Source organism: Enterobacter cloacae complex sp. 382A5 (assembly GCF_050031095.1).
Classification (GTDB): Bacteria; Pseudomonadota; Gammaproteobacteria; order Enterobacterales; family Enterobacteriaceae; genus Enterobacter; species Enterobacter cloacae.
This window is the reverse complement of record NZ_JBLGVK010000001.1, coordinates 4,624,942-4,642,536: the sequence shown is the minus strand read 5'-3', so window position 1 is coordinate 4,642,536 and position 17,595 is coordinate 4,624,942. Positions and strand designations below refer to the sequence as shown.

Below are 17,595 nucleotides of genomic sequence, written 5' to 3'. Positions count from 1 at the left end.
GATATCCAGCCCATTCGGGCTGGAAAGCTCTATCGATCAAACGGTTTTACAGAATGTGCGTCTGTACGTCCGGGTCTTTACGGTCGAGATAGTGAATTGACTGAATGCGACGAATGGTACGCGATTTGCCGCGGATCAGCAGCGTTTCCGTGGTCGCCATGTTGCCTTTGCGGGTGATGCCATCCAGCAGATCGCCTTTGGTGATGCCGGTCGCGGAGAAAACAACGTTGTCGCTGCGGGCCATTTCGTGAAGTGCGAGGACTTTATTGGCTTCGATACCCATTGCCTCACAGCGCGCCAGCTCATCTTCGCCAATGCGGCGATTCTCTTCGTTGTCGCCTTTGACCTCATGACGAGGCAGCAGGCGGGCCTGCATGTCGCCATCCAGCGCGCGGATCACCGCAGCAGAGACCACGCCTTCCGGCGCGCCGCCAATCCCGTACAGGACATCCACTTCACTGTCTGGCATGCAGGTCAGAATGGAAGCCGCCACGTCGCCATCCGGGATGGCAAACACGCGTACGCCCAGCTTTTGCATCTGTGCGATGGTAGCGTCGTGACGCGGTTTCGCCAGAATGGTGACGGTGAGTTCGCTCAGCGGTTTGTTCAGCGCGCTGGCGACGTTACGCAGGTTCTCTTCCAGCGGCAGGCTGAGGTCGATGGCGCCTTTCGCGCCAGGACCGACAATCAGCTTTTCCATGTACATATCCGGTGCGTTGAGGAAGCAGCCTTTATCACCCACGGCCAGAACGGCCAGCGCGTTGGCCTGACCCATCGCCGTCATGCGTGTGCCTTCGATCGGGTCGACGGCGATATCCACGGCATCGCCTTTGCCGGTACCCACTTTTTCACCGATGTAGAGCATTGGCGCTTCGTCGATCTCGCCTTCGCCGATCACAATAGTGCCGTCAATATTGACCTGATTGAGGACAATGCGCATGGCATGGACAGCCGCACCGTCGGCGGTATTTTTGTCGCCACGGCCAAGCCATTTATAGCCTGCCAGGGCAGCGGCTTCGGTAACGCGGGAAAACTCGATAGCAAGTTCACGTTTCATGAGGTACTCGTGCAATCAAAAGGAATTGCACGAAGTTTATCATAGAGTGGGGCGAGGCGAGGGGACCGGTGCAGCCGGAGCCCCTCACCCTGACCCTCTCCCCGGGGGAGAGGGAATGTATGATTACTCTTCGTGCTCTTCCCACGCCAGGGCGCGTTTCACCGCTTTCTTCCAGCCGCTGTAGCGGTAGTTACGCTCGGTGGTTTCGATGCCAGGGCGGAATTCACGTTCGATAACCGCTTTTTCCTGCAGCTCGTCCAGATTCTGCCAGAAGCCGACCGCCAGACCCGCAAGGTACGCCGCACCCAGCGCGGTCACTTCGCGCACTTCCGGGCGTTCCACGCGGGTGCCCAGAATGTCGGACTGGAACTGCATCAGGAAGTTGTTCGCGACCGCACCGCCATCCACGCGCAGAGCGTGCAGACGGATGCCGGAGTCAGCCTGCATCGCTTCCAGTACGTCGCGCGTCTGGTAAGCGATAGATTCCAGGGTGGCGCGAATAATGTGGTTAGAATTCACACCACGCGTCAGGCCGAAAATCGCGCCGCGTGCATACGGATCCCAGTACGGTGCACCCAGACCGGTAAACGCAGGTACCACGTACACGCCGTTGGTATCCTTCACTTTGGTGGCGAAGTACTCGGAGTCGAACGCATCGCTGATAAGCTTCATCTCGTCGCGCAGCCACTGGATGGATGCACCCGCCATGAACACCGCACCTTCCAGCGCATAGTTCACTTCACCGCGTGGGCCGCAGGCGATGGTGGTCAGCAGACCGTTTTCTGATTTCACCGCTTTCTCGCCGGTGTTCATCAGCATAAAGCAGCCGGTACCGTAGGTGTTTTTCGCCATCCCTTCTTTAACGCACAGCTGGCCGAACAGCGCCGCCTGCTGGTCACCGGCGATACCGGCGATAGGAATACGCGTGCCGCCTTTACCACCGATGTTGGTCTGACCGTACACTTCAGAAGATTTACGTACTTCTGGCAGCATAGCGCGTGGAATATCCAGCGCGTCCAGCATCTTATCATCCCACTCCAGCGTGTTGATGTTGAACAGCATGGTACGCGAGGCGTTGGTGTAGTCCGTGACGTGAACGCGACCCTGGGTCATCTTCCAGATAAGCCAGGTATCGACGGTACCGAACAGCAGTTCGCCGCGTTTTGCACGCTCACGTGAACCTTCCACGTGGTCAAGGATCCACTTCACTTTGGTACCCGAGAAATACGGGTCGACCACCAGGCCCGTGGCGCTGCGGACGTACTCTTCCATACCGTCGCGCTTCAGCTGTTCGCAAATCTCTGACGTACGACGACACTGCCAGACGATGGCGTTATAAATTGGCTTGCCGGTTTCACGTTCCCAGACGATTGTCGTTTCACGCTGGTTGGTAATACCAATCGCGGCTATTTCGTCAGAACTGATATCGGCTTTCGCCAGCACTTCGACCAGCGTGGAGCTTTGCGATGCCCAGATCTCCATCGGGTCGTGCTCTACCCAGCCTGGACGAGGATAGATTTGCTCAAATTCACGCTGTGACACGCTGACAATGTTCGCGTCATGATCCATTACGACAGCGCGGGAGCTGGTGGTGCCCTGGTCGAGCGCAACGATATATTTTTTTTCGGTCATGGTGTAAGTCCCGTAGTCAGATTACAGCGAAGCTTTTTGTTGTGCGGTAGAAGTCGTCTCTTTCTCCTCGTCCACACAAGTGTCGCACGGTAAGTGGCGACCAATTAATTTGCGATAGCTAAACGCACCCAGCGCAGCCCCGACAACCGGCGCAAACAGCGGAACCAGGAAGTAAGGAATGTCTTTGCCACCGGTGAAGGCCACGTCGCCCCAGCCAGCGATAAAGGCGAACGCTTTTGGTCCGATATCACGCGCCGGGTTCATTGCGAAGCCGGTCAGCGGGCCCATGGATGCGCCGATCACCGCAATCAGCAGGCCAATCAGCAGAGGTGCCAGCGGGCCGCGCGGAATGCCGTTTCCGTCGTCGGTCAGCGCCAGGATAACGCCCATCAGAATAGCGGTAATCACCATTTCAACTGCGAACGCCTGCACAAAATTGATATGCGGGTTTGGATATGTAGAGAAGATACCTGCCAGATCCAGACTTTCGACGCTGCCGCGCACCATATGATGCGTCTGTTCGAAGTCGATGAAAAGATTGTAATAAAGCCCGTAAACTAACGCCGCTGCGCAAAACGCGCCGGCAAATTGAGAAATAATGAAAGGAACAACTTTGCGTCCGTCGAAGCACGCGAACAGCCACAGTGCGATGGTCACCGCCGGGTTAAGATGTGCGCCAGAAACCCCTGCAGTCAGGTAGATGGCCATCGCCACACCCAGACCCCAGATAATACTGATTTCCCACTGACCAAAACTGGCACCCGCCACTTTCAGTGCAGCAACACAGCCCACTCCGAAGAATATCAACAACCCGGTACCAAGGAACTCGGCAATGCACTGGCCTTTTAAGGTTGATGTCTGACTCATAATCGGAATCCTGAAGAGATTGATGTTTATTGTTAGCATGGCCGCCCGTGACAGCCATGATGTCCTGTAGACATAGTGTTAATTTATCGTTAACGAGCAAAAACGAGAAATATCGAAATCAAAATGTGTGGTCTGCGTCAATAAAATGAGCGTTTGCGCGCCATAAAGCGCATTTTTGCATCAGCGAGAGAGTATGAGCTGAATCATTTCATTAACTAATGAGTTAACAACTTAGGGGTAATTGCCGCGAACGCACCAGGACGAGGCCGAAAAGTGTTGCAAACCGAGATCTGCGCGGTGTGTCGCTGGACAGGGGCGACGGGGCTTCATACAATCGGCATAGATGTTGTGCGCGTTTACGTTAAAGCGTCGCCTTGCAATTCAGGAGAGGTAGGATCATGTCTTTAGAAGTGTTTGAGAAACTGGAATCGAAAGTACAGCAGGCGATTGACACCATCACGCTGCTGCAGATGGAAATTGAAGAGCTGAAAGAAAAGAACAACAGCCTGGCGCAAGAAGTGCAGACAGCTCAGCACGGTCGTGAAGAACTGGAGCGCGAAAACAACCAGCTGCGTGAACAGCAGAACGGCTGGCAGGAACGTCTGCAGGCACTGCTGGGACGTATGGAAGAGGTTTAATTCCCCTGGGATTGAACTGAGTAGGCCGGGTAAGGCGAAGCCGCCACCCGGCTTTTTTATGGTTATCGCGAATGGGTAATAACCATAAAAAAGGCCGCCCAAGGCGGCCTTAACGCTACTTGTCCTGCGCTGTCGTAGCAAAAGCAAAGAACACATTGGGTTCATCACTCTTCACAACGAGTACGCTGGCGACAATGAACGCGATACATAAATAGCGTTTCATTATGCGGTCCCTGCAGCTAACCGCTCCACCGTTCACCACCGGTGATAAGTCGGTGGACACAAGCCCTGGTATTAGCCTGTTTTACGGTTGTGAATACACCTTTCCCTGGACCGATGCCCATTTGCGAGATGGCGGAAAGGGACGCTGCATCATAATAAGCAGCAACCGTGGTGTTAAGGTATTCATAAAGAATTAGGATTTTATAAAGCTTCTGAGGGGTTGCCCAAGGTTTGGACGAGAGTATGATGAAGATCCTTGGTATTAGCCTGCAAGCCTTCCCAACGGACCGCGAATCCCGAGGGACAAAAAAACCGCCACATTGCTGTTGGCGGTTTTTTTATGGCGCTCGCTTACTGTTTACTACTCAATATCCAGCGGATCTTCGGAGAGGATAATGCCGGTGTTATCGGCATAGAGATGGTCGCCGGAGAAGAAGGTCACGCCGCCGAAATTGACGCGGATATCGCTTTCACCAATGCCTTCACCTGCGGCGCCTACCGGAATGGCGGCAATCGCCTGAATGCCGATATCGAGGTCTTCGAGATCGTCCACCTGGCGTACTGAACCGTAGACCACAATGCCTTCCCATTCATTTTGCACGGCAATTCCGGCCAGTTCCGCGTCAATCAATGCACGACGTACGGAGCCGCCGCCATCAACCAGCAGCACGCGACCACGACCGTTCTGTTCGAGCAGATCGTACAGCAACCCGTTATCCTCGAAACATTTCACCGTGATGATTTGTCCGCCAAACGAAGACCGTCCACCAAAGTTGGAGAACAGCGGTTCAACGACGTTGACATCTTCCTGGTAGATGTCACAAAGCTCGGAGGTATCGTATTTCATAGGTTTAACGCTCTGTTGCTGCGAATGTGTTCAGTATATCGTGCGAAATGCGTTGTTGGCAAAATCATCAATTGTTAATTGATATTTGTCAGTTAACTCAGCGTCTGGCTCAGCACAATCCCTATCACGAACAACAGGTTAGTGAGCAGTGCGCCTTTTACCGTGCGCTCAAGCATCGGTGGCATGGCTGCCGGGCTGAGCTCACGCATCACAAAGCGGGCCTGTTTAATCAGCAGCGGCGCGGCGAGCACAAACAGCCAGCCCCAGAGACTATGCAGCGAGATCAGGTTGAACAGCGCGAGGCAGAGCAGGGCGCCCATCAGCAGGCAGGCATGATAGCGACGCGCGTTAACCGGCCCGAGACGCACGGCCAGCGTGTTTTTGCCGTTCTTACGGTCGCTGTCGATATCGCGCAGGTTGTTGATATTAAGTACCGCCGTTGCCAGCAGACCGCAGGCGGTGGCGGGCAGGAACAGGGCAGGAATAAGCGTATGCGCCTGTAAGTACCAGCTGCCCATCACGCTCAGCCAGCCAAAAAATACCAGCACGGAAATATCACCCAGGCCGATATAACCGTAAGGGCGCGTGCCGACGGTATAGGTAATGGCGGCGATAATAGCGAGCAGGCCCAGCACCAGAAAACCAATGAAATCACTGGTGGTTTTCGAGGCGACCGTCACCAGCGCCAGGCCGGATAAACAAATCAGTACCACGGTGATAATCAACGCACGCTTCATCTGTGCCTGCGTAATCATCCCTTTCTGCATCCCGCGCAGAGGGCCGATACGGTCAGGCTTATCGCTACCCTTAACCGCATCGCCGTAGTCGTTGGCGAGATTAGAGAGGATCTGCAACAAACCGGCGGTGACCAGCGCCAGCACGGCAACCAGCGGATTGAAATACCCCTGCCACCAGGCAAGGACGGTACCAACGATAATCGCGGCAAAGGCCAGAGGAAGGGTTTTAGGGCGCAGACTTTCGAGCCACGCCTGAGTACGGCTGATATCAGTCATAGTTATTAAGCCAAAAAAATGGGGGCATTAGCCCCCATTAAATGTGATGAGAATGCAGTAACCGCGATTATAGGATAAAACGGCTCAGATCTTCATCTGCCACTAACGCATCCAGGTGTTTACCCACATATTCTGCGTCAATAGTAATGGTTTGACCGTTCAGGTCGCTCGCATCATAAGAGATATCTTCCATCAGGCGTTCCAGCACCGTGTGCAGACGACGCGCACCGATGTTCTCGGTAGTTTCGTTGACCTGCCAGGCCGCCTGGGCGATGCGTTTGATACCGTCTTCGGTGAACTCAATGTTCACGCCTTCGGTCGCCATCAGCGCTTTGTACTGTACGGTCACAGACGCGTTTGGCTCGGTCAGGATACGTTCGAAATCTTCAGTGGTCAGCGCCTGCAGCTCAACGCGGATAGGCAGACGGCCCTGCAGTTCCGGGATCAGGTCAGACGGGCTGGCAATCTGGAACGCACCGGACGCGATAAACAGGATGTGGTCCGTTTTGACCATCCCGTGCTTGGTGGAGACGGTGCAGCCTTCAACCAGCGGCAGCAGGTCGCGCTGCACGCCTTCACGGGAGACGTCCGGGCCGGACGCGTTACCGCGCTTACAGATCTTATCGATTTCGTCGATAAACACGATACCGTGCTGCTCAACCGCGTCGATCGCATCCTGCTTTAGCTCTTCCGGGTTCACCAGCTTTGCTGCTTCTTCTTCAATCAGCAGCTTCATCGCATCTTTGATTTTCAGCTTACGCGCTTTCTGTTTCTGACCGCCCAGGTTCTGGAACATGGACTGCAGCTGGCTGGTCATCTCCTCCATGCCAGGAGGTGCCATGATTTCCACACCCATTGGCGCGGCGGCGAGATCGATCTCAATCTCTTTGTCATCCAGCTGGCCTTCGCGCAACTTTTTGCGGAATGCCTGACGTGCCGCAGACGGTTCAGCCTGCTGTTCAGCCTGGCCCCAGTTGTTTTTCGCCGGCGGGATCAGCACGTCAAGAATGCGCTCTTCAGCCATCTCTTCCGCGCGATAGCGGTTTTTCTCGATCGCCTGAACGCGAACCATCTTGATTGCCGAGTCGGTCAGATCGCGGATGATCGAGTCAACTTCTTTACCTACATAGCCCACTTCGGTGAATTTAGTGGCTTCAACTTTGATGAACGGCGCGTTAGCCAGTTTCGCCAGACGGCGCGCGATTTCGGTTTTACCGACACCGGTTGGGCCGATCATCAGAATGTTTTTTGGCGTCACTTCATGGCGCAGCTCTTCGTCGAGCTGCATGCGGCGCCAGCGGTTACGCAGAGCAATAGCCACGGAACGCTTGGCGTTATCCTGGCCGATAATATGTTTGTCCAGTTCGCTGACAATTTCGCGTGGGGTCATTTCAGACATGGGAGATCCTTACGCTTTAGAGGTCAATTCTTCGATGGTGTGGTTGTGGTTGGTATAGATGCAGATATCACCCGCAATATCCAACGCCTTCACAGCGATATCACGCGCATTCATGTCGGTATTCTCCAACAGTGCGCGAGCCGCAGCCTGGGCATAAGGGCCGCCAGAGCCGATGGCAATCAGGTCGTTTTCCGGCTGAATGACGTCACCGTTACCGGTGATGATCAGCGATGCGGTTTCATCGGCCACGGCCAGCAGCGCTTCGAGTTTGCGCAGCATGCGGTCGGTTCGCCAGTCTTTCGCCAGCTCAACGGCGGCTTTCACCAGATGACCCTGGTGCATTTCCAGTTTACGTTCAAACAGTTCAAACAGCGTGAAAGCATCAGCCGTGCCGCCTGCAAAACCGGCGATCACTTTGTCGTTGTATAAACGACGGACTTTTTTCACGTTGCCTTTCATTACGGTATTACCCAGCGTGGCCTGGCCATCACCGGCGATTACCACGTGGCCGTTACGGCGTACACTTACTATTGTTGTCACGAGCAGACCCCCTGGTTACAGAATCGGGAAACAGAAGCCCTGAGCCTGTGCTCAGGGCTGAATAGAAAGATAGATGGGGGGGAATTTGGGGGTTTCAACCCCCGGAAGCAAGTCGGATGCAGTTTGTGTGACCGGCGACTTTCAAACGAGAAATGGTGCCATCGGCATTTTCTTTGCCTTTGACCGGGCCAATCACCACGCGATTCCAGCCGTTATTGGTGGTAATGCGCGAGTCAAATCCTTCAAATGCCAGCTGAGCGCGGACCGTTTCGGCCTGCTCGGCGCCTTTGAACGAGCCGCACTGCACCATCCAGCGGCGTTCGTCTTTCTTCTCAGCCGTCTGCTTCGGTGCCTCGGTCTCTTTGGTGACCGGTGCGGCCTGCTGTGTTTTCGGCTGCTGCGCGGTGGTATGCGCAGGCGTCTGCAGCAGATCCTGATACGGTTGAGCCGTTTGCTTCTGCGTCTGGGCCTTTGGCTGCTGAGCAGGCTGAGACTGCGCCGTTCGTGTCTGCGGCTGCTGGTACGGCTGTTCCGTCACGCGCGGCTGCGCTTTAGGTTGCTGTACCGGCTGGTTTTGCGTCCACTGCTGCTGTTGTTGTTGCTGCTGAATCTGTGCCTGACGCTGGCGCTGCAGTTGCAGCGTTTGCTGACGCTGCGCCGGCGTTTGTTCATTCCACGGCACTTCATTCAGCTGCGTAGGCTGCTGGCGCATATCGGCCTGCATCTGTGCCAGCAACTGACGCTGTTCGTCCGTTAGCTGATCGGCATTTTTCACCTCGCCACCGGCGGATGGCTCGGTCGGCGCACGCACGCCAGGCTGACGGCTTTCCAGCTCTTTAATATAGCGCCAGCGCTCTTCAGGCTTCGGTGGCAGACCATTTCCAACCACTTTGTTGCCCTGAAGGGCCTCAGCCTCTTCTTTTTTATGGTGCGTGATAAAGTACAGGCCGCCGATGAAGGCCACCAGTACCGCCGCAGCAATAGCGACCATTGCTGGCGAGACAGCAGGCAGGTTACGTTGCTTTTTCTTTGCGCTACTCTTTTTGCGTCGCGAAGGTGCCGGCTGGCCGCGACGTACATAATCTCGTTGTGCCACTATCGTTTCGCTGTATTTATTCGTTCGTCAGTCCGCCATGTTACTTAAGCGGCGGGGCTTTGACCAGATAAGGGTGTCCTAAAGACATTTACTTTAAGTCAATGCCTGGGTAGAACCACGAATAATCAGTTCGCAGTCCAGCAACCTCGATCCGCTGCTAACTGTTTGACCCTGCAACTGATCGAGCAAAAGAAGCATCGCTTCACGGCCAATGTCGTAGCGTGGCTGCGAAACGGTTGAGAGCGGGGGATCGCAAAATTCTGAAAGCGAAATATTATCGAAACCGATAATCGACAAATCTTTCGGTATGCGCAGGCCGCGGCGTTTCGCATACGATAATGCCCCCAGCGCCATCACGTCGCTGTGGCAGAACACTGCGGTAGGCGGCTCAGGCAACGCCAGTAGTTTTTCCAGCGCCTGACCACCGGCTTCGAAGGAAAAATTACCGCGCGCAATGTAGTGCGGATCAACCGTCACGCCGGTTCGGCGAAGTGCCTGAACATAGCCCTGCAGGCGATAGTGACACAGCGGCATCTCTTCTGGCCCGGCAATGCAGCCAATCCGTTTATGCCCCAGCTCCTGCAGGTAGTTAACGGCGTTGAACGCGGCGGTCAGGTTATCAATATGCACCGTTGGCAGTTCCAGCTCCGGCGCAAATTCGTTGGCCATTACCATCGGCGGTAAATTGCGCTGCTCTTCAATGCTGGCATCAAACGGCAGGCGCGAACCAAGCAGCAGCATGCCGTCGATCTGCTTGGTGATAATGAGGTCGATAAAGGTTTTTTCCTGCTGATTCTGGTGCGCGCAGTCGCCAATGAGCACCAGATACCCTTGCTCCGCAGCGGTCACTTCGATGCCGCGAATAATTTCGCTGAAGAAGGGATCGCAGATGTCCGGCACAATCACCAGGATGGTCCGCGACTCATTACGTTTAACGTTACGCCCCATCGCCTGTGGGAAATACCCCACTTCCAGCGCGGCCTGTTCTACCCGGTTGCGGGTCGCCTGAGAGACTTTATCCGGGTTCATTAATGCGCGGGACACGGTTGCCGTAGAGACTTGTGCTTTCTGGGCAACGTCTTTCATGGTCGCCGTGGCAACCTCTTTCCTGGACTTCAACGTCTTCTCCTCGCCTGAACACCGAACTTCTGACGCCACCATTTTTACAGATAGTTAATGGAATCGGTTACAGAATTTTCATAAAAAGTGTGAAGGACGTTAAATTTTTCGATCCGGCTTCAGCCTTCGATGGGATCAACGTCAAGCACCCACTTCACTTTGCGCGCTTCTGGCAGGGTGTTGATCAAGGCCAGCGTGCCGCTGACGATGTGCTGTAAACGGATGCGCGAAGGGTGTTGCAGCAAAATCTGCCAGCGAAAACGTCCGCCGCGCTTGGGGGCCAGCGCCGGAACCGGCCCTAAAATCCATAGTTGATTATCAACCAGCGGGCTGGCCTGCAGAAGGTTTCTCAACTGCTGCAGGAAAAGCGGTGCCTGCTGGTTGTTATGATCTTCCGCGCGGATGATCACGTGGCTGGTCCACGGGGGAAGTTGCATGGTCTGGCGTTCAGCCAGCGCCTGCTCGGCAAACGCGTCATAGCCTTTGTGCAGCAGGGTTTGCAGCAACGGATGCTCAGGATGGTGCGTTTGCAGTACCACTTCGCCCTGTTTCCCGGCGCGTCCCGCGCGTCCGGCCACCTGGGTATAAAGCTGGGCAAAACGCTCGGCTGAGCGGAAATCGGCAGAGAACAGTGCGCCATCGACATCCAGCAGGGCAACCAGCGTCACGTCCGGGAAGTGATGACCTTTGGCCAGCATCTGGGTGCCAATCAGGATGCGCGCGCCACCGCGATGCACTTCTGCCAGCTGCTGCTCCAGCGCCCCTTTACGGCTGGTGGTGTCCCTGTCGATTCGGGAAATGGGCACATCCGGGAAGAACGGCTCCAGGGCCTGTTCCAGTTGTTCAGTGCCCAGACCGACCGGCACGATGTGCGTTGACCCGCACGACGGGCACTGACGCGGCACCGGGCGCTGGCTGTCGCAGTGGTGGCAGCGCAAATGGCGCTGGGCCTGATGGAAGGTGTAGTAGTGGTCGCAGCGCGGGCATTCTGCGATCCAGCCGCAGTCGTGACACAGCAGTGTCGGGGCAAAGCCGCGTCTGTTGAGGAACAAAATAACCTGATTGCCCGCCTGCAAATGCTGACGCATCCGGGTGATAAGGGCAGGTGCTAACCCCGCCTGCACCTGCTGACCTTTCAGATCCAGCACGTGTTGAATGGCCGGACGCGCATTCCCCGCGCGACGCGTCAGGCGCAGCATATGGTATTTACGCTGACGAACGTTATGCAGCGTTTCGAGCGCCGGGGTAGCAGAGCCCAGAATGATGGGGATTTGCTCGCTGTGTGCGCGATAGACGGCCAAATCGCGGGCGTGATACCGCCAACCTTCCTGCTGCTTATAAGAGCTGTCGTGTTCTTCATCAATGACGATGACGCCAAGATTTTTGAACGGTGTAAACAGTGATGAACGGGTGCCAATCACGATCGCCGCTTCGCCGTTTTTCGCTTTCAGCCAGGCGCTGAGGCGTTCGCTGTCATTCAGGCCAGAGTGCAGCACCTCAACCGGCGCATTAAACCGCTCGCGAAAGCGCGCGATGGTTTGCGGCGTCAGGCCAATTTCCGGCACCATCACCAGCGCCTGTTTGCCCTGCGCGAGCACGTTTTCCAGCACACTGAGATAGACTTCTGTCTTGCCGGAACCGGTGACCCCGGCCAGTAGCCAGGCGGAGAAATGGCCGGAGGCACTGTGGATCGCCCCCACGGCGGTGGCCTGCTCGGTGTTCAGGCGCAGGCGATCGCCCGAGACGGAAAATCGCTCCCGCCAGTCATACAGGGCCGGAGCCTCGCTTGCCAGTTCGCTCAGCCCTTTTTTTCGTAGTGCCTGGAGCGCGGTTTCGCTGACTTCCAGCTCATCGACCTGATGGCGCCAGATTTTCCCCTGACGCAGGGCGGCCAGCGCCTGCTGTTGCTTCTGGGAGCGCTTCAGGCTGTTAATGTCCACCGCCTGGCCCTGTTCGGTCGCAAACCAGTACCACATTGGCGCGTGGCTGGCGCTTTTGCCCTGGCGCAGCATAATCGGTAAAGCGTGGAACAGAACATCGCCAATCGGATGATGATAATAATCCGCCGCCCATAGTAGCAGTCGCCAGGTGCTGGTGGAGTAAACGGGCTCGCTGTCGAGCACCTCAACGACCGATTTCAGTTCGTTAAGCGGCAATTCGCTCTTGTCGCTGACGGAGACGACGATCCCTACGCGCTGCTGTTTGCCAAAGGGCACGGTCACGCGACAGCCCGCTTTAACGCTCATGCTGTCGGGCAGCAGATAGTCAAACGTGCGGGGAAGCGGAACGGGCAGGGCAACGTGAGCGACGGGCATCGAATCTTCCTGACTTGAAAAGTGGCGCGTTAGTATACACATTAGTGAAAGCGGCGTGCGGATCAGTTTGCATACGTTGGTCAAATTCTGTATGATTCGCCGCCTTTGGTGTACTTTACGCCAAAGAACTTACATTCAACATCGCGTGGTGTCTGGCGTTAGGGCTGGAAGAGCGACGCGGCCTTAACTGAGGTTCTCCCATGAAAAAAGATATTCACCCGAAATACGAAATGATTACTGCAAACTGCTCTTGCGGTAACTCTATCCAGATCCGCTCTACCGTGGGTCACGATCTGAACCTGGACGTGTGCGGCAAATGCCACCCGTTCTACACTGGTAAGCAGCGTGACGTTGCAACCGGTGGCCGTGTTGACCGCTTCAACAAGCGTTTCAGCATCCCGGGCGCTAAATAAGTTTCCCGAAAAAAAGGCACCGCAAGGTGCCTTTTTTGTATCCGCTTATCAGTATTCCCACGTCTCCGGGTCGATACCCAGTTCACGCATGATCACCTTCGCCTCTTCCGGGATTTCGTCGCTACGCTCTTTGCGCAGGTCGTCATCGTTCGGCAACGGTTGGCCGGTAAACGCATGCAGAAACGCTTCGCACAGCAGTTCGCTGTTGGTTGCGTGGCGCAGGTTGTTCACCTGACGACGCGTACGTTCATCGGTGAGGATCTTCAACACCTTCAGAGGAATGGAAACCGTAATTTTCTTTACTTGCTCACTCTTCTTACCGTGCTCAGCGTATGGGCTGATATATTCGCCGCTCCATTCAGCCATGAGATACCTTTAATCCTCTCAGTCATTAATCTAAAGGTGCAAAACCTGTAACCGTCGGTTTTGAACCGTAAACCTGCGTAGTTTACCGTAGAGACGATACCGTGGCACGGATATTGCCGCTGCAGCGTGCACTAAAGCATATAATTTTAACGGCTATTTACGCATTGCTCAATCTATACGCAAAGAAGTTTAGATGTCCAGATGTATTGACGTCCATACTTTCAATGTTTACTCTGGTGCCTGACTTTTCACCTAATTAGCCAGGAAGCCTTCACCATGACGCGTAAACAGGCCACCATCGCAGTGCGTAGCGGATTGAATGATGACGAGCAGTACGGCTGTGTTGTCCCGCCGATTCATCTTTCCAGTACCTATAATTTCACCGGATTTAATGAACCCCGTGCGCATGACTACTCGCGTCGTGGCAACCCTACGCGTGATGTTACCCAGCGCGCGCTGGCGGAACTGGAAGGTGGCGCAGGGGCAGTATTAACCAATACCGGCATGTCTGCCATTCATCTGGTGACTACCGTGTTCCTGAAGCCGGGCGATCTGCTGGTTGCGCCGCACGACTGTTACGGCGGCAGCTATCGTCTGTTTGATAGCCTGGCAAAACGCGGCTGTTACCGGGTGTTGTTTGTCGATCAAAATGACGAACAGGCGCTGAAACAGGCGCTGGCAGAGAAGCCGAAGCTGGTGCTGGTGGAAAGTCCAAGCAATCCATTGTTGCGCGTTGTCGATATTGCGAAAATTTGTCAGCTCACAAGGGATGCGGGAGCGATAAGTGTAGTGGATAATACGTTCCTCAGTCCGGCCCTTCAGAACCCACTGGCGCTGGGTGCAGATCTGGTATTGCATTCATGCACTAAATATCTGAACGGTCATTCTGATGTCGTCGCAGGCGTGGTGATTGCAAAAGATCCCGACGTTGTCACCGAACTGGCATGGTGGGCCAATAACATTGGCGTCACCGCCGGGGCCTTCGACAGCTATCTGCTGTTACGCGGGATTCGCACGCTGTCGCCGCGTATGGAGGTGGCACAGCGCAATGCCCAGGCAATTGTCGATTTCCTGAAAACGCAGCCGCTGGTGAAGAAGCTTTATCACCCGTCGCTGCCTGAAAACCAGGGGCACGAGATTGCCGCGCGTCAGCAGAAAGGGTTTGGCGCGATGTTAAGTTTTGAACTGGACGGTGACGAGCAAACGCTGCGTCGCTTCCTGAGCGGGCTGTCATTGTTTACGCTGGCGGAATCGTTAGGTGGGGTTGAAAGTTTGATCTCCCACGCCGCGACCATGACGCACGCAGGTATGGCACCAGAGGCACGTGCCGCCGCCGGGATTTCTGAGACGCTGCTGCGGATCTCAACCGGTATTGAAGATTCTGAAGATTTAATTGCCGATCTGGAAAATGGCTTCCGGGTCGCAGCCAAGGGGTAATCATGAGTGTGATAGCGCAGGCAGGGGCGAAGGGTCGTCAACTGCACAAGTTTGGTGGTAGTAGTCTTGCTGATGTGAAGTGTTACCTGCGCGTTGCAGGGATCATGACAGAGTATTCACAGCCGGGTGACATAATGGTTGTCTCCGCGGCGGGCAGCACCACCAACCAGCTGATTAGCTGGCTGAAATTGAGCCAGACCGATCGCCTCTCTGCGCATCAGGTGCAACAGTCCTTACGCCGTTACCAGAGCGAGCTGATTGCCGGTTTGCTGCCTGCAGACGTGGCGGATGGGTTGATTAGCGCTTTTACGCATGACCTTGAGCGTCTGGCCGCCCTGCTGGACAGCGGTATTACCGATGCGGTGTACGCCGAAGTGGTGGGGCACGGTGAAGTGTGGTCTGCGCGCCTGATGGCCGCCGTGCTGCAACATCTGGGCGTTGAGGCTGCCTGGCTCGACGCGCGTGATTTCCTGCGTGCCGAACGCGCCGCACAGCCACAGGTGGACGAAGGTCTATCCTACCCGCTGCTGCAACAGTTGCTGGTACAGCATCCGGGTAAACGCATTGTGGTGACCGGCTTTATCAGCCGCAGCAATGCCGGGGAAACCGTGCTGTTGGGGCGTAACGGCTCTGACTACTCGGCGACGCAAATCGGTGCCCTGGCGGGCGTGTCCCGCGTCACCATCTGGAGTGACGTCGCCGGTGTTTACAGTGCTGATCCACGTAAGGTGAAAGACGCCTGCCTGCTGCCGCTGCTGCGCCTGGATGAAGCCAGCGAGCTGGCACGTCTGGCCGCGCCGGTTCTGCACGCGCGTACGCTGCAGCCGGTTTCCGGCAGCGATATTGATTTGCAGCTGCGCTGCAGTTACACCCCGGATCAGGGCTCCACGCGCATCGAACGCGTACTGGCATCCGGTACGGGGGCGCGTATTGTCACCAGCCACGACGACATCTGCCTGATTGAGTTCCAGGTCCCGGCGGGCCAGGACTTCAAACTGGCGCATAAAGATATCGACACGATCCTCAAACGTGCTCAGGTGCGTCCGCTGGCGGTTGGCGTACATAACGACCGTCAACTGCTGCAGTTCTGCTACACCGCCGAAGTGGCAGACAGCGCGCTAAAAATTTTGGATGAAGCGGGCCTGCCGGGCGAGCTTCGTCTGCGTCAGGGGCTGGCGCTGGTGGCGATGGTAGGTGCGGGCGTCACCCGTAACCCGCTGCACTGCCACCGATTCTGGCAACAGCTGAAAGGGCAACCGGTTGAATTTACCTGGCAGTCGGAAGAGGGCATCAGCCTCGTTGCCGTCCTGCGTAAAGGACCAACTGAGAGCCTGATTCAGGGTCTGCATACCTCTCTGTTCCGTGCGGAAAAACGTATCGGTCTGGTGCTGTTCGGTAAAGGCAACATCGGTTCTCGCTGGCTGGAGCTGTTCGCGCGCGAGCAGGTCACGCTCTCAGCACGTACCGGCTTTGAATTTATCCTCGCCGGAGTGGTGGACAGCCGCCGCAGTCTGTTGAACTACGAGGGGCTGGATGCCAGCCGCGCGCTTGCCTTCTTTAATGATGAAGCGGTTGAACAAGACGAAGAGGCGCTGTTCCTGTGGATGCGCGCGCACCCGTATGACGATCTGGTGGTGCTGGACGTTACCGCCAGCGAACAGCTTGCCGATCAGTATCTTGATTTCGCCAGCCACGGTTTCCACGTCATCAGTGCGAACAAACTGGCGGGAGCAAGCAGCACCGATAAGTACCGTCAGATCCACGACGCGTTCGAAAAAACCGGTCGTCACTGGCTCTATAACGCCACCGTAGGCGCGGGTCTGCCGGTTAACCATACCGTGCGCGATCTGATTGAAAGCGGCGACAGCATTCTGGCGCTGAGCGGTATTTTCTCCGGTACGCTCTCCTGGCTGTTCCTGCAGTTTGATGGCACCGTACCGTTCACTGACCTGGTGGATCAGGCGTGGCAGCAGGGGCTAACCGAACCCGATCCCCGCGTCGATCTCTCCGGTAAAGATGTGATGCGTAAGCTGGTGATCCTGGCGCGTGAAGCCGGTTATGACATTGAACCCGGCGCTGTTCGCGTCGAGTCGCTGGTGCCGGCAGGCTGCGAGGAAGGATCCATTGATCACTTCTTTGAAAACGGTGATGAACTGAACGAGCAGATGCTGCAACGTCTGGAAGCCGCAAACGAGATGGGGCTGGTGCTGCGCTATGTGGCGCGTTTCGAGGCCAACGGTAAAGCGCGTGTGGGGGTTGAGGCGGTGCGTCCTGAACATCCGCTGGCGGCGCTGCTGCCGTGCGATAACGTCTTTGCAATCGAAAGCCGCTGGTACCGCGATAACCCACTGGTGATCCGTGGCCCGGGTGCAGGGCGCGATGTCACCGCCGGGGCGATCCAGTCGGACATCAATCGTCTCGCTAAGTTGCTGTAATCCCGCATGTTCCCTCTCCCGGTGGGAGAGGGCCAGGGTGAGGGCAAGCAACCGCACTCACCCCATCTTGAATTTCCTTCATCTTCCCTGAGCATTCCTCACCGTTATTGTTGATTATTTCTGTTGACGTCACTCCGCTTTTCCGTCATTTTTACATCTGGACGTCTAAACGTATAGAAGTTCACAACACAACAAACAA

General features: G+C 55.9%; 15 protein-coding genes. 4 read left to right on the top strand and 11 right to left on the bottom strand.

What is annotated here, in order from left to right:
- Nucleotides 1-46: 46 nt before the first annotated feature.
- The 3 genes from glpX to ACQG2G_RS21935 form a co-directional block, all read right to left on the bottom strand.
- On the bottom strand, nucleotides 47-1,057 hold the full coding sequence (gene glpX, locus ACQG2G_RS21945; RefSeq protein WP_013099319.1) for a class II fructose-bisphosphatase: 1,011 nt from the start codon (nucleotides 1,055-1,057) through the stop codon (nucleotides 47-49).
- A gap of 123 nt (nucleotides 1,058-1,180) precedes the next feature.
- A complete protein-coding gene (gene glpK, locus ACQG2G_RS21940) occupies nucleotides 1,181-2,689 on the bottom strand; it encodes a glycerol kinase GlpK (RefSeq protein ID WP_013099318.1) in 1,509 nt (502 codons plus the stop codon).
- Nucleotides 2,690-2,710: 21 nt separating this feature from the next.
- A complete protein-coding gene (locus ACQG2G_RS21935; RefSeq protein WP_013099317.1) occupies nucleotides 2,711-3,556 on the bottom strand; it encodes an MIP/aquaporin family protein in 846 nt (281 codons plus the stop codon).
- Between the two features lie 398 nt (nucleotides 3,557-3,954).
- Between ACQG2G_RS21935 and zapB the strand changes: the two genes are divergently transcribed.
- Nucleotides 3,955-4,194: a septal ring assembly protein ZapB gene (gene zapB / locus ACQG2G_RS21930; protein WP_013099316.1), complete on the top strand. Its 240-nt coding sequence runs from the start codon at nucleotides 3,955-3,957 to the stop codon at nucleotides 4,192-4,194.
- A gap of 583 nt (nucleotides 4,195-4,777) precedes the next feature.
- Here the strand turns inward: zapB and rraA are convergent.
- The 7 genes from rraA to priA all read right to left on the bottom strand — a co-directional run bounded on the left by rraA (nucleotide 4,778) and on the right by priA (nucleotide 12,745).
- Nucleotides 4,778-5,263, bottom strand: coding sequence for a ribonuclease E activity regulator RraA (gene rraA, locus ACQG2G_RS21925; protein WP_013099315.1), 486 nt, complete (start codon nucleotides 5,261-5,263; stop codon nucleotides 4,778-4,780).
- Between the two features lie 92 nt (nucleotides 5,264-5,355).
- Nucleotides 5,356-6,276, bottom strand: coding sequence for a 1,4-dihydroxy-2-naphthoate polyprenyltransferase (gene menA / locus ACQG2G_RS21920; protein WP_248766695.1), 921 nt, complete (start codon nucleotides 6,274-6,276; stop codon nucleotides 5,356-5,358).
- Between the two features lie 67 nt (nucleotides 6,277-6,343).
- Nucleotides 6,344-7,675, bottom strand: coding sequence for an HslU--HslV peptidase ATPase subunit (hslU, locus tag ACQG2G_RS21915; RefSeq protein ID WP_013099313.1), 1,332 nt, complete (start codon nucleotides 7,673-7,675; stop codon nucleotides 6,344-6,346).
- 9 nt (nucleotides 7,676-7,684) lie between these two features.
- Nucleotides 7,685-8,215, bottom strand: coding sequence for an ATP-dependent protease subunit HslV (gene hslV, locus ACQG2G_RS21910; RefSeq protein ID WP_008501802.1), 531 nt, complete (start codon nucleotides 8,213-8,215; stop codon nucleotides 7,685-7,687).
- Between the two features lie 94 nt (nucleotides 8,216-8,309).
- Nucleotides 8,310-9,311 carry a cell division protein FtsN gene (gene ftsN / locus ACQG2G_RS21905; RefSeq protein ID WP_028028089.1) on the bottom strand — a complete coding sequence of 334 codons (1,002 nt, stop codon included), beginning with the start codon at nucleotides 9,309-9,311 and terminating at the stop codon, nucleotides 8,310-8,312.
- A 93-nt stretch (nucleotides 9,312-9,404) separates the two neighbouring features.
- On the bottom strand, nucleotides 9,405-10,430 hold the full coding sequence (gene cytR / locus ACQG2G_RS21900; RefSeq protein ID WP_013099311.1) for a DNA-binding transcriptional regulator CytR: 1,026 nt from the start codon (nucleotides 10,428-10,430) through the stop codon (nucleotides 9,405-9,407).
- A 119-nt stretch (nucleotides 10,431-10,549) separates the two neighbouring features.
- A complete protein-coding gene (gene priA, locus ACQG2G_RS21895; protein WP_248766694.1) occupies nucleotides 10,550-12,745 on the bottom strand; it encodes a primosomal protein N' in 2,196 nt (731 codons plus the stop codon).
- A 200-nt stretch (nucleotides 12,746-12,945) separates the two neighbouring features.
- Between priA and rpmE the strand changes: the two genes are divergently transcribed.
- A complete protein-coding gene (gene rpmE / locus ACQG2G_RS21890) occupies nucleotides 12,946-13,158 on the top strand; it encodes a 50S ribosomal protein L31 (RefSeq protein WP_003862040.1) in 213 nt (70 codons plus the stop codon).
- Nucleotides 13,159-13,206: 48 nt separating this feature from the next.
- On the opposite strand, the gene metJ is transcribed toward rpmE, so the two are convergent.
- A complete protein-coding gene (metJ, locus tag ACQG2G_RS21885; protein WP_003862042.1) occupies nucleotides 13,207-13,524 on the bottom strand; it encodes a met regulon transcriptional regulator MetJ in 318 nt (105 codons plus the stop codon).
- A gap of 276 nt (nucleotides 13,525-13,800) precedes the next feature.
- Between metJ and metB the strand changes: the two genes are divergently transcribed.
- Both metB and ACQG2G_RS21875 read left to right on the top strand, forming a co-directional pair.
- Nucleotides 13,801-14,961 carry a cystathionine gamma-synthase gene (metB, locus tag ACQG2G_RS21880; RefSeq protein ID WP_013099309.1) on the top strand — a complete coding sequence of 387 codons (1,161 nt, stop codon included), beginning with the start codon at nucleotides 13,801-13,803 and terminating at the stop codon, nucleotides 14,959-14,961.
- Between the two features lie 2 nt (nucleotides 14,962-14,963).
- Nucleotides 14,964-17,396: a bifunctional aspartate kinase/homoserine dehydrogenase II gene (locus ACQG2G_RS21875; RefSeq protein WP_252107038.1), complete on the top strand. Its 2,433-nt coding sequence runs from the start codon at nucleotides 14,964-14,966 to the stop codon at nucleotides 17,394-17,396.
- Nucleotides 17,397-17,595: the final 199 nt, after the last annotated feature.